At 57.4% G+C, this 16851-nt stretch carries 19 protein-coding genes; 14 read left to right on the forward strand and 5 right to left on the reverse strand.

The window, feature by feature from the left end:
• Positions 1–7: 7 nt before the first annotated feature.
• The 5 genes from lepB to recO are packed head-to-tail and all read left to right on the forward strand — an operon-like array spanning position 8 to position 3511.
• Entirely contained in the window at positions 8–787 is a 780-nt protein-coding gene (gene lepB / locus Q0864_RS13500; protein ID WP_298570794.1) for a signal peptidase I, read from the forward strand.
• On the forward strand, positions 784–1470 hold the full coding sequence (gene rnc / locus Q0864_RS13505) for a ribonuclease III (RefSeq protein ID WP_298570796.1): 687 nt from the start codon (positions 784–786) through the stop codon (positions 1468–1470). The genes lepB and rnc overlap by 4 nt, the downstream gene beginning before the upstream one ends.
• Positions 1467–2384 (forward strand): GTPase Era, encoded by a 918-nt coding sequence (era, locus tag Q0864_RS13510; protein WP_298570798.1) that lies wholly within the window; start codon positions 1467–1469, stop codon positions 2382–2384. Before rnc ends, era begins: the two co-directional genes overlap by 4 nt.
• Complete coding sequence (locus Q0864_RS13515) at positions 2381–2713, forward strand: DUF1491 family protein (RefSeq protein WP_298570800.1); 333 nt, start codon at positions 2381–2383, stop codon at positions 2711–2713. The genes era and Q0864_RS13515 overlap by 4 nt, the downstream gene beginning before the upstream one ends.
• A gap of 54 nt (positions 2714–2767) precedes the next feature.
• Complete coding sequence (gene recO, locus Q0864_RS13520; protein WP_298570802.1) at positions 2768–3511, forward strand: DNA repair protein RecO; 744 nt, start codon at positions 2768–2770, stop codon at positions 3509–3511.
• A 3-nt stretch (positions 3512–3514) separates the two neighbouring features.
• Here the strand turns inward: recO and Q0864_RS13525 are convergent, their stop codons facing one another.
• The 3 genes from Q0864_RS13525 to Q0864_RS13535 all read right to left on the reverse strand — a co-directional run bounded on the left by Q0864_RS13525 (position 3515) and on the right by Q0864_RS13535 (position 6309).
• Positions 3515–3913: an META domain-containing protein gene (locus Q0864_RS13525; protein ID WP_298570804.1), complete on the reverse strand. Its 399-nt coding sequence runs from the start codon at positions 3911–3913 to the stop codon at positions 3515–3517.
• Positions 3914–3950: 37 nt separating this feature from the next.
• Positions 3951–4511, reverse strand: a complete 561-nt coding sequence (locus Q0864_RS13530; protein ID WP_298570806.1) for a TetR/AcrR family transcriptional regulator — start codon at positions 4509–4511, stop codon at positions 3951–3953.
• A gap of 148 nt (positions 4512–4659) precedes the next feature.
• The gene (locus tag Q0864_RS13535; protein ID WP_298570808.1) at positions 4660–6309 is read right to left on the reverse strand and encodes an acyl-CoA dehydrogenase family protein; all 1650 of its coding nucleotides are present in this window, start codon (positions 6307–6309) and stop codon (positions 4660–4662) included.
• Between the two features lie 200 nt (positions 6310–6509).
• Between Q0864_RS13535 and Q0864_RS13540 the strand changes: the two genes are divergently transcribed.
• A complete protein-coding gene (locus Q0864_RS13540) occupies positions 6510–7277 on the forward strand; it encodes a sulfite exporter TauE/SafE family protein (protein WP_298570810.1) in 768 nt (255 codons plus the stop codon).
• A 180-nt stretch (positions 7278–7457) separates the two neighbouring features.
• Here Q0864_RS13540 and Q0864_RS13545 read toward each other — a convergent pair whose 3' ends face one another.
• Positions 7458–9056 carry a phosphoenolpyruvate carboxykinase gene (locus Q0864_RS13545; RefSeq protein WP_298570812.1) on the reverse strand — a complete coding sequence of 533 codons (1599 nt, stop codon included), beginning with the start codon at positions 9054–9056 and terminating at the stop codon, positions 7458–7460.
• A gap of 365 nt (positions 9057–9421) precedes the next feature.
• On the opposite strand from Q0864_RS13545, the gene Q0864_RS13550 reads away from it, so the two are divergent.
• From Q0864_RS13550 to Q0864_RS13580, 7 genes are read left to right on the forward strand one after another with little or no spacing between them, the layout of a single operon-like run.
• Positions 9422–10126, forward strand: coding sequence for a response regulator transcription factor (locus Q0864_RS13550; protein ID WP_298570814.1), 705 nt, complete (start codon positions 9422–9424; stop codon positions 10124–10126).
• A gap of 17 nt (positions 10127–10143) precedes the next feature.
• A complete protein-coding gene (locus tag Q0864_RS13555) occupies positions 10144–11931 on the forward strand; it encodes a sensor histidine kinase (RefSeq protein WP_298570816.1) in 1788 nt (595 codons plus the stop codon).
• Positions 11928–12377 (forward strand): serine kinase, encoded by a 450-nt coding sequence (locus Q0864_RS13560; protein WP_298570818.1) that lies wholly within the window; start codon positions 11928–11930, stop codon positions 12375–12377. Before Q0864_RS13555 ends, Q0864_RS13560 begins: the two co-directional genes overlap by 4 nt.
• Positions 12378–12386: 9 nt before the next feature.
• Complete coding sequence (rapZ, locus tag Q0864_RS13565; protein WP_298570820.1) at positions 12387–13295, forward strand: RNase adapter RapZ; 909 nt, start codon at positions 12387–12389, stop codon at positions 13293–13295.
• Between the two features lie 5 nt (positions 13296–13300).
• Positions 13301–13696 carry a PTS fructose transporter subunit IIA gene (locus tag Q0864_RS13570; RefSeq protein ID WP_298570869.1) on the forward strand — a complete coding sequence of 132 codons (396 nt, stop codon included), beginning with the start codon at positions 13301–13303 and terminating at the stop codon, positions 13694–13696.
• Positions 13697–13700: 4 nt separating this feature from the next.
• Positions 13701–13973, forward strand: a complete 273-nt coding sequence (locus Q0864_RS13575; protein WP_298570822.1) for an HPr family phosphocarrier protein — start codon at positions 13701–13703, stop codon at positions 13971–13973.
• Positions 13974–14012: 39 nt separating this feature from the next.
• The gene (locus tag Q0864_RS13580) at positions 14013–14891 is read left to right on the forward strand and encodes a lysophospholipid acyltransferase family protein (RefSeq protein WP_298570824.1); all 879 of its coding nucleotides are present in this window, start codon (positions 14013–14015) and stop codon (positions 14889–14891) included.
• 59 nt (positions 14892–14950) lie between these two features.
• Here Q0864_RS13580 and Q0864_RS13585 read toward each other — a convergent pair whose 3' ends face one another.
• Complete coding sequence (locus Q0864_RS13585; protein ID WP_298570826.1) at positions 14951–15826, reverse strand: 3-hydroxybutyryl-CoA dehydrogenase; 876 nt, start codon at positions 15824–15826, stop codon at positions 14951–14953.
• A gap of 161 nt (positions 15827–15987) precedes the next feature.
• On the opposite strand from Q0864_RS13585, the gene Q0864_RS13590 reads away from it, so the two are divergent.
• The gene (locus tag Q0864_RS13590) at positions 15988–16815 is read left to right on the forward strand and encodes a DUF6473 family protein (RefSeq protein WP_298570827.1); all 828 of its coding nucleotides are present in this window, start codon (positions 15988–15990) and stop codon (positions 16813–16815) included.
• Positions 16816–16851: the final 36 nt, after the last annotated feature.

A 16851-nucleotide genomic window follows, 5' to 3' on the forward strand; every position in this document is an offset into this window, starting at 1 on the left:
ACCAACAATGGCTGAAAAGAAACAAGAAGGCATTCTAGAGACCGTCAAGACGATCTTTTGGGCGCTTATCATTGCAGGTGTGTTCCGCACGCTGTTCTTCCAGCCCTTCTGGATCCCGACCGGGTCGATGAAAGACACGCTTTTGATTGGCGACTTCCTGTTCGTGAACAAAATGGCCTATGGCTATTCGCGCCATTCCTGCCCGTTTTCGTCCTGCCCGATTTCCGGGCGCCTGTTTGGGTCAGAACCCGAACGCGGCGACGTGGTGGTGTTTCGCCACCCAAGCCTTGGCACTGACTATGTGAAGCGCCTGATTGGTCTGCCCGGCGACAAAATTCAGATCAAGAATGGCGTCCTGTTTATCAATGGTGACGAAGCTACACAGGTTCCCAACGGCACGTTTGAAGAGATCAAGCAGGCGCAGGGCCGGTTCGCGACCTTCCCCCAATGTGCCAACAGTCCGGTTGGACAGGGTGGAACCTGCGTGAAGGAGAAGTCCATCGAAACACTGCCCAACGGCGTCACCCACTCGGTGCTGAACGTGCGCAGCACGCGACTGGACAACACCAACGTGTTCACCGTTCCGGCTGGCGAATACTTCTTCATGGGCGACAACCGCGATAACTCGACCGACAGCCGGGTCAGCCCCAATGCAGGCGGCGTGGGCTTCGTGCCTGCCGAATACCTTTTGGGCCGCGCGGATCGCATCATGTTTTCGGCGGCGGGCAAACGTCTGTTCTTCTTCTGGACGTGGCGCTCGGACCGGTTCTTCAAGGCGATCGAGTGAAGCTGTCCAGCGATCTTCAAGCCTTTCAAGGCCGTATCGGGTATGAGTTCAAAGACCCCGAGTTGCTGATCCGCGCGCTGACCCACGGCTCGTTCTCGTCTGCAACCCGACCTGACAACCAACGGCTGGAGTTTCTGGGCGACCGGGTGCTGGGGCTGGTGATGTCCGAAAAGCTTTTGCGCGATGATCGGGAGGCGCCCGAAGGCACGCTTGCACCGCGCTATAACGCGCTGGTGCGCAAAGAAGCCTGCGCCGATGTCGCGCGTCAGATCGATCTTGGCGACGTGCTAAAGCTGGGTCGATCCGAGATGAAGACCGGCGGGCGGCGCAAGCTGGCCTTGTTGGGCGACGCGATGGAGGCCGTCATTGCGGCGGTCTATCTGGATGGCGGGCTGCAAGCGGCGCGAAGAATGATACTGTCGCTCTGGGGTGACCGCATCGACAAGGTTGAAGATGATGCGCGCGACCCCAAGACCGCGTTGCAGGAATGGGCGCAGGCGCGCAAAATGCCGCCACCGGAATATGTCGAAACCGGCCGCGAAGGCCCTGACCACGCGCCGATGTTTACAATCACTGCCAAGCTGTCCAATGGACGGTCGGCCGAAACCAAGGCCAATTCAAAACGCGCCGCCGAACAAGCGGCCGCCCGCGCGCTGCTGAAGCAGCTGGAGAGCAAGAAATGACAGATCAACCGCAACGCGCCGGTTTCGTCGCCCTGATCGGTGAACCCAATGCCGGGAAATCGACGCTGACGAACTATATGGTGGGGGCCAAGGTCTCGATCGTGACGCATAAGGTGCAAACCACGCGGGCGCGCATTCGTGGTGTTGCCATCGAAGGCAGTTCGCAAATTGTTTTCGTCGACACGCCAGGCCTGTTCCAGCCGCGTCGCCGTCTGGACCGCGCGATGGTTGCCGCCGCGTGGGGCGGGGCTGCGGATGCGGACATTACCGTCTTGCTGGTCGAAGCGCATCGCGGCGTGACCGAAGGCGTGAAGCGCATCCTTGAGGGGCTGGAAGATATCGGCAAAGGCCGCACCGTCGCGCTGGCGATCAACAAGATCGACAAGGTGAAGGCCGAGGTGTTGCTGGCCTTGGCGAAGGATTTGAACGAGCGTTATGACTTTGCCGAGACATTCATGATCTCAGCCGAAAAGGGCCATGGCGTGGCCGCGCTGCGGACGTGGTTGGCAGAACGCTTGCCCGAAGGGCCTTGGCTGTATCCGGAAGACCAGATCGCCGACCTGCCCATGCGCATGATCGCCGCTGAGATGACCCGCGAAAAGCTGACCCTGCGTCTGCATCAGGAATTGCCCTATCAACTGACCGTTGAGACCGAGAACTGGGAAGAACGCAAAGACGGCTCTGCCCGTGTGGATCAGATCATCTATGTCGCCCGCGACGGTCATAAGGGCATTATCCTGGGCAAGAAGGGCGAGACGATCAAAGCCGTCAGCCAATCCGCCCGCGCCGAGTTGGAGGAGTTCATGGGTCGCAAAATCCACCTGTTCCTGCAGGTGAAGGTGCGCCCGAACTGGTTGGATGAAAAAGAGCGTTATTCGGAAATGGGCCTTGATTTCAAGGACGGTAACGCTTGACGCGGCTGACCGCTGATCTGTGGGTCGCCGCCTATCTGACACGGCTGCGCCTGTCTGACATCCCGGCATTTATTACCCAAAAGGGTGACGCGACCGCCGGGGCCGTCTTGGTGAAAATGAACACGCTGGACGGGCAGGCCGTTGTCTATCAACGCAGCTTTGATCTGATGACCGGGGACCGCTGCTGGGTGGTGCTGTCAGAAGGTGACGAGGCCGATGTTGACGCGGCGCTGTCCCGGCAGAAAAGCTTTGACCCGGACCTTTGGGTGATCGAAGTCGAAGACCGCAATGGGCGCCATCTGCTGGATGAGCCTGGGTTGTCGGACTAACGCCATTGCCAACAGCGCGTCGAAGGCTAGGCTGATCGCAGGAGGGTGACAGGCATGGATTGGCGGGATCAGGGCGCGCTTTTGTCTGTGCGCAAGCATGGCGAAACCTCAGTCATTATCGACGTGTTTACGGAAAAGCACGGGCGTCATTCCGGTGTGGTCCGCGGTGGGATCAGCCGGAAGTTAGCCCCAATCCTGCAACCTGGTGCGCAGCTTGATGTTGCATGGCGCGCGCGGCTCGAAGAGCATATTGGCAGCTTCAATGTCGAACCTGTGAAAAGTCGGGCGATGGTTTTGTCTGACCGAACCGCCCTGGCAGGATTGAACGCGATCACGTCGCTTTTGGGGTTCGCGCTGGCAGAGCGTGAACCGCACCCTGATCTTTACCACCGCACGCAAGCCATGCTGGATCTGCTTGGCACAAACGAAGCGTGGCCGACGGCTTACTTGAAATGGGAACTCGCGTTGTTGGAGGATATGGGGTTCGGGCTGGACCTGAGCGCATGCGCCGTGTCCGGCGCGTGCGACGACCTTGCCTATGTCTCGCCCAGAACGGGCCGCGCGGTGTCCGCCGAAGCTGCGGGTGATTGGGCTGAACGGCTGCTCCCCTTGCCGCCCGAGCTTTTGGGGTCAGGCGATGGTTCGGCGCAGAACGTGGTCGACGGGCTTGTTACCACTGGGTATTTTCTAACCCGTTGGCTTGCACATTCGCTGGGTGACAAGCCAATTCCTGAAGCGCGCGCGCGGCTTGTCGATCGACTAAAGCGTGATTTGGGTGCGAAAGGGCTTAACCGCTAGTGCTTAGTTCTGGACGCGGAACACCATTTGCCGACCTGCATCGTTTGACATGATCAATGTGTCATCCAGCACTTCGATTTGCCGCATCTGACCCAGTGCATCAAAGAAAGCCTGTTCAAGCGGCAGCGCGTCGCACGCCATTCTTGTTGCGGCAACGGGCCCGATTTCGAACCAAGGATAGGGCGCTTTTTGTTCGCTTGAATACCGATTACACGGCGCTTGGCCAAAAATGCGCCCGGGTTCAGGGAAGGATATCGTCGCCACTGCATCAAATGGCTCGCGATCCAGTTCCTGCAGCACCCAATTGTCCTTGCGATCCGCAAACCCTGAAATCGTCTCGTCTTTGCATGCCGTCACGGTCAGAGCGGCAATTGCGACGGCTGTCAGTGCGGTTCTTTGCATGGGATTCATCCTCTGGTTTCAGGCTTTCAATATAGGCTCACGCGTCACGAAGGGCCAGTATCGCGGCCAGAAGCGTCGATAGGGTGTTTCTGTCGTCACTGGTGTCGGTGGCTGAAAGCGACCCAAGCCCGATATACGCTCCATAGACGATGCGTTTGAAGTCTGGGTTGGAGAGCCCCAGTTCTTTCAAAGTTTCGTCCAAATAAGACAGGCGTTTTTGGTCAACACGCTGGACAGCGGTCGCAGCGTCCGAAAATCCGTAAGCCCACGCACGAATAGCAGGTTCGGCAGTCGCGGGTCCGTGCAGCGCGTTGTGTGGGTGCAATGTGTCGCCAAGCCGATGCAGTCGTTTTACAGGGTCTTGCTCTTCGGATCGCGCAAGATCTATCGCATCCGACAATTGCTGTTCCCACAGCGCAAGAAGCCGCAGGTGATAGTCAGGGACATCCTTGAAATGCCAATAAAAAGAACCCTTTGTCGTGCCTAGGACGCGTGCAAGCGGTTCTGCCTTGAGCGCCTCTGGGCCATGTTCTGACAGGGCTTTAAACCCCGCAACTATCCAGTCTTCTGATTTGAGGCGGGGTTTGGTCGCAGTCATTACGATTTTCCAATGCATTGCATACGCAGGCGTATGCGCGGCCTATCAGCGACCAAAATCATGCGCAAGCGTGTATATTGAAAGCTGCCTGCATGCCCCCATTTGAGGCCAAGTTCCGCCGATGCCGCAGGGCGGCATCGACTGTTACCTATCCCAGCAACCGCCGGGCGATCACTTGGGCTTGGATCTCGGCAGCGCCTTCGAAGATATTCAAAATGCGCGCGTCGCACAGCACACGGCTGATCTGATATTCCAGCGCGAAACCATTGCCGCCGTGAATTTGAAGCGCGTTGTCAGCGCAGGCCCATGCGACGCGCGCGCCCAGCAGCTTCGCCATACCGGCTTCAAGGTCGCAGCGTTGGTCATGGTCTTTTTCCCAAGCGGAATAATAGGTCAGCTGGCGCGCCACCATGATCTCGACCGCCATCATTGCCAGCTTGTTGGCAACACGTGGGAAATTGATTAGGGATTTGCCGAACTGCTTGCGGTCCTCGGCATACTGCATGCCAATTTCCAGGGCGTTCTGGGCGACACCGATCGCGCGGGCTGCGGTTTGGATGCGGGCGGCCTCGAAGGTTTTCATCAGCTGCTTGAAGCCCTGACCTTCTTCGCCACCCAGAAGGTTTTCACCCTTCACCTTGAAGCCATCAAAGGCCAGCTCAAATTCCTTCATGCCGCGATAGCCCAGCACCTCGATCTCGCCGCCGGTCATGCCCTCGGTGGGGAAGGGGTTTTCGTCATCGCCGGGTTGCTTTTCGGCCAGAAACATCGACAGACCACGATGATCGGTCGAATTCGGATCGGTGCGCGCCAAAAGCGTCATGATATGTGTGCGAGCGGCGTGGGTGATCCAGGTCTTGTTGCCCGTCACTTCGTAATCACCGTCTGCGGTCTTGACCGCGCGAGTGCGCAGCGACCCCAGGTCGGAACCGGTGTTGGGCTCGGTGAAAACGGCGGTGGGCAGGATCTCGGCCGACGAGATTTTCGGCAGCCAGTGTTCCTTCTGCGCGTCTGTGCCGCCAGCCAAGATCAACTCGGCAGCGATCTCGGACCGGGTGCCCAGCGAGCCGACACCGATATAGCCGCGGCTCAGTTCTTCGGACACGACGACCATCGACGCTTTCGACAGCCCCATGCCGCCGTATTCTTCGGGAATGGTCAGGCCGAAGACACCCATCTCGGCCAGTTCCTCGAGGATTTCCATCGGGATGTAGTCATCCTTCAGGTGCCATTCATGCGCGTTGGGAACGACCCGGTCATCGGCATAGCGGCGGAAGGTTTCGCGGATCATCTCAAGCTCTTCATCCAGGCCAGAGGCGCCGAATGTGGCGTGTCCCGCGTTGTCGCGCATCAATTCAACAAGGCGCGAACGAGCGGCTTGGCTGTTGCCCGCAGCGATCAGCGTCTCAATCGCATCGGTGTCCAGCGCGGTGCCATCGATCCCCATATCCGAAAGGCGGGCGAACTCGTTCTGGCTCATCATGATACCGCCCTTCATCTGGGACAGATATTCCCCGAAGGCGATTTGCAGGATCAGCTTTTCCATTTCGCCCAAGCGGGCGTTTTCGCTTAGCCGTGTCGCCCAAGCGTGCATCTGACGCAGGCTTTCGACATAGGTTGCGAGCCACGACAAGGCGTGCGCAGCGGCTTGGTGTTCTTCCAGCTTGGCCCCTGAAATGCGGTCGCCATCGACAACCATTGTGTGGACGGATGATTTGGCGGCCTTGAAAACGGTTTCAACCGGGGCCAGGGCCGCGCCCGTCAGGTTCAAAAGGTTGTCGATCAGGGGGCTTGTCATCACTGTCTCCTGTCACAGTCTGAGCCGGGATTCGGCTGGATATCTCGCGTCTGCAGAGAAATAATCCTTTTGCAGGTGCAGCGCAATTAAAATACAACAATCGACCCGAAAACGTAAATTTATGACGCGACAAATTGCATACTGCATTTCTTTGATGCCTCGGATAGAAGCTGAAAAGGTAGTCTTCACGGGAAGAAACGATGGGTATTTTGGCCGAGCTTTCGATGGTTACGTTGCTTCTGGCTTTCGCGATCACTTTGTTCGCGGGATTCGTCAAAGGCGCTGTCGGATTTGCCATGCCGTTGATCATGATCTCCGGTCTGGCGACGGTTATGCCTGCAGAAATGGCGTTGGCGGCTTTGATCTTGCCAACCGTGTTGACGAATGTTCAACAAGCGCTTCGTCAGGGGCCAGCGGCGGCCTTGGCTGCGGTGTCAAAGTTTCGGGTGTTCCTGGTCGCGATGATCATCTTCCTTGCCCTCAGTGCTCAGCTTGTCACCCAATTGCCGCAAAGCACGTTGTTCATCGTGATCGGCGGTCCGATCGTGGCGTTTTGCCTGATGCAGTTGAGCGGCTGGAAGCCCGTGCTGAAGCCCGAGCATAGACTGCGTGATGAGGGGCTGATCGGGGCCTTTGCGGGGTTCGTGGGCGGTTTGTCCGGTGTTTGGGGGCCGCCAACGGTCGCCTATCTGACAGCAATCGAAACGCCGAAAACCGAACAAATGCGCGTGCAGGGCGTGATCTATGGGGCGGGTGCCATCGCGCTGGTCATGGCGCATATGAAATCCGGTGTGTTCAATGCGCAGACCGCGCCGCTTTCTGCGTTGATGCTGGTGCCGGCACTGGCCGGTATGGTGGTTGGAAACTGGTTTCATGACCGAATGCCGCAGAAAACATTCAAACGGGCAACCTTGATGGTTCTGACGGTGGCTGGGCTGAATCTGATCCGCAAGGGGTTGATGGGTTAGCCTGCGATCCGTTTCCGAAGCGCGGCAGTGTGATAGCAAAAACTCGTTCGGCCGACTTGCCCCAACGCGCCGTCAACCGGTCGTTAATGTGAAGGTTCGCCGTGACGAAGCGTTAGCTTGCAAAAAAAACGCCCCGGCGCAGGACCGGGGCGTTTGTTCTGTCGATCTGGGCAAGAGGTCTTAGCCAATTGCGACGGATTTAACGTCGTCGTCGATATCGGTTTCGTATTGGGTGAAGTTCTCCGAGAACATCTTAACCAGCTTTTGAGCCTGCGCGTCATAGGCCGCTGCATCCTGCCATGTGCGGCGCGGGTTCAGCAGAAGGTCAGGAACGCCCTCAACGGTGACGGGCACTTCGAAGCCGAAATTCTCATCCTTGCGGAATTTGACATCGGCCAACGATCCATCAAGGGCTGCAGTCAGAAGGGCGCGGGTGGCGCGGATGGGCATCCGTGACCCGGTGCCGTATGCACCACCAGTCCAGCCGGTGTTGACCAGCCAGCATGTCGCACCGTGTTTGGCGATCTTGTCGCGCAGCAGCGCACCATATTCAGCCGGGCGGCGCGGCATGAAAGGCGCACCGAAGCAGGTCGAGAATGTGGGCTCGGGCTCGGTCACACCTTTTTCAGTGCCGGCGACCTTTGAAGTGAAGCCAGAAAGGAAGTGATACATCGCTTGTGCGGGACTGAGCCGCGCGATCGGAGGCAGCACACCAAATGCATCGCAGGTTAGCATGATGATGTTCTTGGGGTGGCCACCGATGGCTGACTTCGACGCGTTGGCGATATAATGCAGCGGATAGGCGCAGCGCATATTCGCCGTCAGGCTGTCATCTTCGAAATCAAGTTCTTTGGTCTCTTCGTCGTAGACCATGTTTTCGATCACGGTCGCGAACTTTTGCGTCGTGGCATAGATCTCGGGCTCGGCTTCGGGGGACAGGTTGATTGTCTTGGCATAGCAGCCACCTTCGAAGTTGAAGGTGCCGGTATCCGACCAGCCGTGTTCGTCATCACCAATCAGCGTGCGCTCTGGATCCGCCGAAAGTGTCGTCTTGCCGGTGCCGGACAGGCCGAAGAAAATTGCGGTATCGACCGGGTTGCTTTTGGCGTGGTTGGCCGAGCAGTGCATCGGCATCACGCCTTTTTCCGGCAGAATGTAGTTCAGAAGGGTAAAGACCGACTTCTTGTTCTCGCCGGCATATTCCGTGCCACCGATCAGGATGATCTTACGTTCGAAATTCAGCGCAATGACGGTTTCAGACCGGCAACCATGCCGTTTTGCATCTGCCTTGAAGGTCGGGCAGTTGATGACGGTGAATTCGGGGTCGAACTCGTCCAGCTCGTCACGGTCTGGGCGGCGTAGCATGTGACGAATGAACAGGCCATGCCAGGCAAGCTCAGTCACCAGGCGAACGTCCAGCCGATAAGCTGGGTCAGCGCCGCCAAACAGGTCCTGCACGTAGTAATCCTTGCCCTTCATGTGCTTCAGCATGTCGTCATAAAGAACATCGAACTTGGCCGGGTCCATCGGCGGGTTGTTTTCCCACCAGATATGCGGCTCGACGCCCGGTGTTTTGACGACGAACTTGTCCAACGGTGAACGGCCTGTGTGCTTTCCGGTCGTGACCAGGAATGCACCGCCATTGCCAAGGCTCCCTTCACCGCGGTCGAGGGCAGCTTCGATCAGCGCAGGCTCCATCAGGTTGTAGTAGACATTGCCAAGCCCCGTGATGCCTTGATCTTCCAAGCGGCGTTCTGGGTTTACCCGTCCAGTGGTCATGTTGTGCTCCTGTCGCCGGCATGTCTGCGGCCGGCGTGTTCTGGTTTCACATAAAAGCGCAAGGCACGAACCCCGCGCGCTGACCCTCATGTGAACGAGGGCCAATAATCGCGCTATAGCATGGTGAGTTTCAAATGGAACAGGTCGCAAGCGCGCAGTTAGCGCAACCAAGAGCGTGTTTGCGCAACCATGTTTCGCAACCGAATGCAGGATTGTGAGGCATATTCGCCAACATTTCGCACAAACCGTGAAAGATTGATACTCTTCGCTCCTTCGATTCGCAGATCCCTGTTGATTCGAAAGACTGAAAACTGAACAATGGCTCAAAACGATAAAAGAAATTGAGCAGTGCGAGGAGACCTCTCATGTCGAGGATCGCTTTGGTTGACGATGACAGGAACATTCTGACATCCGTCGCGATAACGCTTGAAGCCGAAGGCTTCGAAGTTGAAACTTTCAATGACGGACAAAGCGCGCTGGACGCGTTCAATCAGCGTTTGCCTGATCTGGCGGTGCTGGATATCAAGATGCCGCGCATGGACGGGATGGATTTGCTGCAACGCCTGCGGCAGAAAACCAAGACCATGCCGGTGATTTTCCTGACCTCAAAAGACGACGAGATTGACGAGGTTTTAGGGCTTCGCATGGGCGCAGACGACTATGTCACCAAGCCCTTCAGCCAGCGGTTGTTGGTCGAGCGCATTCGTGCGCTTTTGCGGCGGCAGGAGGTGATCGCCAAGGACGATGCTGGCGATGTCGAGGAAAGCAAGTCGCTGGTGCGTGGCGAACTGACAATGGACCCGCTGCGGCACGCGGTGACCTGGAAGGGCAACGATGTGTCCCTGACGGTAACTGAGTTCCTGTTGCTTCAGGCTTTGGCGCAACGTCCGGGCTTTGTGAAAAGCCGCGACCAGCTGATGGATGTTGCCTATGACGATCAGGTTTATGTAGATGACCGCACGATCGACAGTCACATCAAGCGGCTTCGGAAGAAAATGCGCACGGCTGACGATGACTTTTCGGCCATCGAAACACTTTATGGTATCGGGTATAGATACAACGAAGAATAACGCCCAACGCGTTGGAAATGACGGTGACGAAGGTGAGAGACACCAAAGCCACATCTGGCTCGGATCTTATTCTGGGTGAAGATTGGGTCTCGCCGACTGGCGAGATGGACTATGAACTGCGCGACAAACGCGCCAAACGCGGGTTGATCTCCATCAATCGGTCTCCTTTGGCGCGCAAGATCATTACCTTCAACCTGTTGGGTCTTGTCGTGCTGGTCGCGGGTGTTCTGTATCTGAACCCGTTCCGTGACAGCCTTCTTTTCCAGCGTGAGCGTGGACTTGTTGTCGAAGCCGAACTGATCGCGGATGTTTTCGAGGCGCAATTGGAGCAGGTCGGCGAATTGCAGATCGTCGATCCAGAGGACGTCCCCGATGTCTTCTTGTCCGAAAGCGAGGCAGAGACCGAACTGGTGGCCGTAGCACCTGCCGAACCGAATTTCGTGGAAACCCTAGCAGATCTTCACTTGCCCGTTGGGCTCGAGGTTTTCATCTTTGATGCCGACGAATTGCTGATCGCTTCATCTGTGGGACAGCCACGCGACGAAGTTTCGCCCAAAGACGTGCTGCAGCGCGAGGTGGGATCGACGATCATCACCGACATGCTGAACTCTCTGTGGGAAGGGGTCTCGGGCCTTATTGCAAAGGGCGACGAGTTCTCGGTCCCGCTTGACGCCGAAGTGATGGCACGCACGCTATACCCTGTCGCGATGAGCGGCACGACCCAAGTGTCTAACGGTGTTGACCAGAATGGTGGCACAGTTTTCACCGTGGCGACGCCGATCCTTCAGGGCGGTGTGCCGGCAGGTGTGGTGGCAATCACCAGTGCCGCAGGTGAACTGGATGAACTTGTGCGGGCCGAGCGTGAACAGCTTTTGCAGATGTTCGTGATCGCAATTCTCGTGTCTATCGGGCTAAGCCTCGTGCTTGCCTCGACCATTGCGAACCCTTTGTCCGACCTTGCGACCGCAGCCGAGCTGGGGGGCGACGGACATGGCAAGAACGTCAAACCCGGACGCGTCCGCATCCCTGACCTGACGGCGCGCCCTGATGAAATCGGGCGCCTTTCGGGTGCGTTGCGCGGGATGGTGGCCGCGCTTTATGATCGGATCGACGCGAACGAACAATTCGCAGCCGACGTGGCACATGAAATCAAGAACCCGCTGGCCAGTCTTCGGTCGGCAATCGGCACGTTGCGTCTTGCCAAGAAAGACGAACATCGCACCAAACTGCTTGATGTCATTGATCATGACGTGCGCCGGCTTGATCGATTGGTCAGCGACATTTCCAACGCCTCGCGGCTGGACAGCGAACTTGTGAAGGAGGAGGAGGAATCTTTCGACCTGCTCAAGATGCTGCGAAACTTGGCCGAGTATCTTGGCAACGAAGGCAGCGACAAAGGCGTCGAGTTTATCACAGATTTGCCGCCCGACCCGATCACCATCAACGGGCTGGAGGCGCGGCTCGCGCAGGTTTTCGTCAATCTCATCACCAACGCGCTAAGCTTCTGTGAAGAAGGCGATGCAATTCGCGTCTGGGCGCGGCGGCGTGAAAACCGCGTTCTGGTCGTGATCGAAGACACCGGCCCTGGCATTCCCGAACAGGCGCTCAGCAAGATTTTCAAGCGGTTCTATTCCGAACGGCCAGAAAACCAGTTTGGCAACAACTCTGGTTTGGGGCTGGCGATCTCGAAGCAGATCGTCGAAGCCCATGGTGGGGTGATCTGGGCCGAAAACATTCGTCCGACGGATGCGGATGTGACCTCGGACCCATTGGGTGCGCGCTTTGTCGTGGGTTTGCCGGTGTGATCGACACCGACGGAACGCTGATTGAAAACCACCACGCGACCACCGTCGCGGTCGGGACTGCCGCAGCCATGATCGTTGGCCCGTCCGGGTCGGGCAAGTCTGCGCTGGCGCTTGAGCTGATCGGGATGGGGGCCAAGCTGATTTCGGATGATATCAGCCGTGTCGCGCTGATCGACGGCGCGCCTGTCGTGCTTGCCCCCGATCACCTTCACGGTGTCATCGAAGCGCGCGGTGTCGGGTTAATCCAAGTTCCCTGGGGGGCTGAAGCCCGGTTACATCTGGTCGTCGATATGTCGGAAAATCAGCTTGAGCGGTTCCCCAGATCACAACTTGTCACAACCGTTGTAGGATGTGCAGTCGAGCGGGTCTTGCGGGTTGACGCCCCCTATTTCGCGAGTGCCTTATACCACCTGCTGAACAATGGCAGGTTTTCCGACACTAACTAGGCGATCAGAATGGCGGATGACAGCGACAAGATCGAACAAAAGGTTGTTCTGGTAACCGGACCTTCCGGGGCTGGACGAACGACCGCCATTCGCGTGCTGGAAGACATCGGCTATGAGGTGATCGACAACCTTCCGCTGTCGTTGATCAGCCGGGTTCTGTCGGGGCCTGCGCTGGGGCGTCCTCTGGCGCTGGGCGTTGATGTGCGCAACCGCGATTTTTCGACCGAGATGATGCTGCAGGTGATCGAGGACCTGCGCGAGGACCACACCCATGAGGTTGAGGTTCTGTATCTGGACTGCTCACGCGATGTGTTGATCCGCCGATATTCCGAGACCCGGCGGCGCCACCCTCTGGCCCCAGCCGAAACGCCTGACCATGGGATCACGCGGGAGATAGAGTTGTTGATCCCGGTGCGCGGGCGCGCAGATGTGCTGATCGACACCTCCGAGCTGTCACCGCATGACCTCAAAGATGAAATCATGCGATGGCTGTCGGAATCGGGCGCCGAGAATCTGGCCGTATCGGTCCACTCGTTTTCGTATAAACGCGGCGTTCCGCGCGGTCTTGATATGGTGCTGGATGCTCGTTTCCTGCGAAACCCGCATTGGGAAGCCGACTTGCGCGTATTGGACGGGCGATCGGCGGCGGTCGCGGACTATGTGGCGGCAGACGAACGATTCGACGAATTCTTTACGCGAGTGTCCGAGCTGGTCGAATTCCTCATCCCCGCCTACGGGGAAGAGGGGAAATCGCATCTGGCCATCGGCTTTGGCTGCACAGGTGGGCAACACCGTTCGGTTGCCCTGACGGAAAGGTTGGCAAAGACGCTTGCGCAGAAGGGCTGGCAGGTGTCAATTAGACACCGGGAATTGGAACGCCGGGCCGAAGCGGGACTGGCGTCAAACAAGTTGGGGTAATGAGCGTGATCGGCATCGTGATCGTCGCGCATGGCGGGCTTGCCAGGGAATACCTGGCCGCTGTCGAACACGTCGTCGGCAAGCAATCTGGCATGCGTGCTATTTCGACAGATGCGGAATGCGATCGCGACAGTAAGAGTGACGAAATCTCGACCGCGGCGGACAGTGTCGACCAGGGCGACGGCGTGATCGTTGTCGTTGACATGTTCGGCGGATCGCCAGCCAATCTTTCGCTGCCTGCCTGTAGCAAGCCAGATCGGATGATCCTTTACGGGGCCAATTTGCCGATGTTGGTCAAGCTTGCGAAATCCAGACATTTGCCGATAGGCAAGGCAACGGAAAAGGCGCTTGCAGCAGGGCGAAAATATATCGACTGTATGGACGGTATACAGGGGGTATAGGGCCATGAGCACCAGCCGTGATCTGGAAATTGTCAACGTAAAGGGCCTGCACGCGCGGGCCTCGGCCAAATTCGTCGAGACAGTGGAATGTCATGATGCGACGGCGCGCGTTTCCAAGGATGGTTTGGATGCGGAAGGGGATTCGATCATGGGCTTGTTAATGCTTGCCGCGTCGCAGGGCACATCGATCCATGTTGAAACCGCTGGCCCACAAGCCCCCGAATTGCTAGAGGCGCTGGAGGCTTTGGTTGCTGACAAGTTCGGCGAAGGCATGTAATGACCTTTTCTTTGCGTGAATGCGATAGGATGGACCGTGGTGCAGAAGGCGAACAATGAAATCGGAGAAGTGGCGCGGGACAACCTGTCCTTTGATCACTACGACCGACGCAGTCTGACCTACGCGAATTCGTTCAACAATCCGGTGCAGTCTGTCGTCATTCGCGCGGTCGAATGGGGCACTGGCAAGCTGTCTATCTTGCGAATGGTGCGCAAGCTTGAACGACGTGGCGCGCCGATGGGCCATGCCTTTTGGACCGCTTGTCTGGATGTCATGGGCATTCAGGTTCAAACGCCTGATGACCAGTTGGCCAACATCCCCAACGCGGGGCCGGTGGTTGTGGTGGCCAATCACCCGCATGGGTTGGTGGATGGGATGGTGCTGGCTGAACTCATCGGGCGACGCCGGGATGATTATCGCATCCTGACGCGATCCGTGTTGGATGGTCTGGATGCTGTTGCGTCATCCTATATGATCCCGGTGCCTTTTCCGCACGATCCAGACGCGCAACAAAAGATGGTCGATATGCGCGCTGCAACCATGGCACATCTGAAAGCTGGCGGGCTTGTAACCTTGTTTCCGTCAGGTGTGGTTGCGTCGTCAAAGACATTGATGGGGCCGGCAATTGAACGCGAATGGAATGTCTTCACCGCGCAGCTTATTCGTCGTTCCGGCGCCCGCGTCGTTCCGATCTATTTCCCGGGTGCAAATTCGCGTTGGTATCAGATTGCAAACCGACTTTCAGCAACGATGCGGCAGGCGCTTTTGCTGCATGAGATCGTGAACAGTTGCAATCGTCCGGTAAGCCCGGTTGTCGGCGAACCCCTGAATGAAGAGCAGATGGAACGTCTGCACACAGACCCACGTGGGTTTATGACATGGCTGCGCGATCACACGCTGGCGCTTGGAAAAGGCTAAGTTGCAGGCTGTCGCGAAAAGGCCCCCGATCAGGCCCTGATCTTGCGTGTTGGTCTGGATTACCGCGTCGGGACCGGCTCATCGCCACGATAATCATAAAACCCTCGTTTCGACTTGCGGCCCAGCCACCCGGCTTCGACGTATTTTGTTAAAAGCGGGCAGGGGCGATATTTGGTATCGGCCAACCCGTCATGCAAGACGTTCATGATGGCAAGACAGGTATCAAGACCAATGAAGTCAGCCAGCTCAAGCGGCCCCATCGGGTGGTTGGCCCCCAACTTCAACGAGGTGTCGATGCTCTTCACCGACCCAACGCCTTCGTAAAGCGTATAGACGGCCTCGTTGATCATCGGCATCAGGATACGATTGACGATGAAAGCGGGGAAGTCTTCAGCGCTGGCGGCAGTTTTGCCCAACCGCTCCACGACGCCAAGACAGGCGTTGAATGTGGGTTCGTCTGTTGCAATGCCGCGGATCAATTCGACCAGTTGCATCAACGGCACGGGGTTCATGAAGTGGAACCCCATGAAGCGTTCCGGGCGGTCGGTGCCGCTGGCCAGCCGCGTGATCGAGATCGACGAGGTGTTGGATGTCAGGATGGTGTCAGGCTTCAGGTGCGGCAGCAGCCCATCGAAAATCTGTTTCTTCAGTGCTTCGTTTTCAGAGGCGGCCTCGATGATCAAATCAGTCGCGCCAAGCTCTGGCAGCTTCATCGTGGTCGAGATCAAACCCATCGCTGTGTCACGTTCGGTTTGGGTAATGGCATCGCGGGACACCTGGCGATCCATGTTCTTGGCGATGCGTGCAATCGCGGCGTCCAGACTGTCTTGGCTGATGTCGTTCAGGCGCACTTCATACCCGGCCAATGCCAACACGTGTGCAATGCCGTTGCCCATTTGGCCGGCGCCCACAACCCCTACGGTCTCGATGGTCATCTTATCCCTTTCCTTGTCTGGCCTCAGACTATGCGGCGCTGCGGCACAGGCGCAAGGGTTAAGCGACCACTAAGAGAATTACCTGCATTTGAGCATTAGCGATTTGGCAACGGGTCGGTGCGAATCTCTGTCTCGGGTGAAATATATTTGGAGTGGGTGGTATGGCTTACGAGACACTTGGGAAAGGGTCCCTTGATTACGTGCCGTGTCGATATGGCGCGTCGAAGATTTTGTTTCGAGGACCGAAAAAGAAATTGACGCAACCCTATCTGGCGATGCTGGGCGGGACAGAAACCTATGGAAAATTTGTCGAACGCCCCTATCCGGCGCTGGTCGAGCGTGATGCAGGGATTACGTCGGTAAATCTGGGCTGTCCGAACGCAGGTGTCGACGCCTTCGTCTATGATGACACCCTAATTGATGCTTGCAAGAAGGCAGAGATGACAGTGGTGCAGATCATGGGCGCACACAACATGTCGAACCGGTTCTATGCGGTTCATCCGCGCCGAAATGACAGGTTCCTGCGCGCCTCGAAGCTGTTGAAAGCAATCTATCGCGAGGTGGATTTTACGGAATTCAATTTCACGCGTCATTTGCTGAACACGTTGGAGGAGATTTCGGCTGACCGGTTTGCGATGATCCAGCAGGAATTGCGAGAAGCTTGGGTGGCGCGGATGAAAATGCTGATCTCGCGTTTGAACGGCAACGTGGTTTTGTTGTGGATGTCGGACCACGCGATTGCTGACGGTGGACGGGACGGTATTCACGGAACAGACCCGTTGTTCGTGGATCAGGACATGATCAACGAGGTAAAGCCCTTCGTGCGCGAACTGGTCGAGGTCGTCGTGGCAGAAAGCGAGATTTCGGTCGGGCGTGAAGATCTTGTCTATTCGGACATGGATGAACCCGCGACCCATCAAATGCTGGGCACGGTTGCACATCGAAAGGCAAACCGCGCATTGCAAGAGGTGCTTCAGACGGTGATTTGACGGTGACCGCGGCGGGTGCGACCGGAAAAGGGCGGT

Origin of the sequence: uncultured Aliiroseovarius sp., from assembly GCF_947497285.1 — a bacterium.
Taxonomy (GTDB): Bacteria; Pseudomonadota; Alphaproteobacteria; order Rhodobacterales; family Rhodobacteraceae; genus Aliiroseovarius.

Excerpts from the sequence above, each read along its gene's own strand:
- lepB (WP_298570794.1), top strand. The coding sequence starts at position 8 with ATGGCTGAAAAGAAACAAGAAGGCATTCTAGAGACCGTCAAGACGATC.
- era (WP_298570798.1), top strand. The coding sequence starts at position 1,467 with ATGACAGATCAACCGCAACGCGCCGGTTTCGTCGCCCTGATCGGTGAA.
- recO (WP_298570802.1), top strand. The coding sequence starts at position 2,768 with ATGGATTGGCGGGATCAGGGCGCGCTTTTGTCTGTGCGCAAGCATGGC.
- Q0864_RS13525 (WP_298570804.1), bottom strand. The coding sequence starts at position 3,913 with ATGCAAAGAACCGCACTGACAGCCGTCGCAATTGCCGCTCTGACCGTG.
- Q0864_RS13530 (WP_298570806.1), bottom strand. The coding sequence starts at position 4,511 with ATGACTGCGACCAAACCCCGCCTCAAATCAGAAGACTGGATAGTTGCG.
- Q0864_RS13535 (WP_298570808.1), bottom strand. The coding sequence starts at position 6,309 with ATGACAAGCCCCCTGATCGACAACCTTTTGAACCTGACGGGCGCGGCC.
- Q0864_RS13540 (WP_298570810.1), top strand. The coding sequence starts at position 6,510 with ATGGGTATTTTGGCCGAGCTTTCGATGGTTACGTTGCTTCTGGCTTTC.
- Q0864_RS13545 (WP_298570812.1), bottom strand. The coding sequence starts at position 9,056 with ATGACCACTGGACGGGTAAACCCAGAACGCCGCTTGGAAGATCAAGGC.
- Q0864_RS13550 (WP_298570814.1), top strand. The coding sequence starts at position 9,422 with ATGTCGAGGATCGCTTTGGTTGACGATGACAGGAACATTCTGACATCC.
- Q0864_RS13555 (WP_298570816.1), top strand. The coding sequence starts at position 10,144 with ATGACGGTGACGAAGGTGAGAGACACCAAAGCCACATCTGGCTCGGAT.
- rapZ (WP_298570820.1), top strand. The coding sequence starts at position 12,387 with ATGGCGGATGACAGCGACAAGATCGAACAAAAGGTTGTTCTGGTAACC.
- Q0864_RS13575 (WP_298570822.1), top strand. The coding sequence starts at position 13,701 with ATGAGCACCAGCCGTGATCTGGAAATTGTCAACGTAAAGGGCCTGCAC.
- Q0864_RS13585 (WP_298570826.1), bottom strand. The coding sequence starts at position 15,826 with ATGACCATCGAGACCGTAGGGGTTGTGGGCGCCGGCCAAATGGGCAAC.
- Q0864_RS13590 (WP_298570827.1), top strand. The coding sequence starts at position 15,988 with ATGGCTTACGAGACACTTGGGAAAGGGTCCCTTGATTACGTGCCGTGT.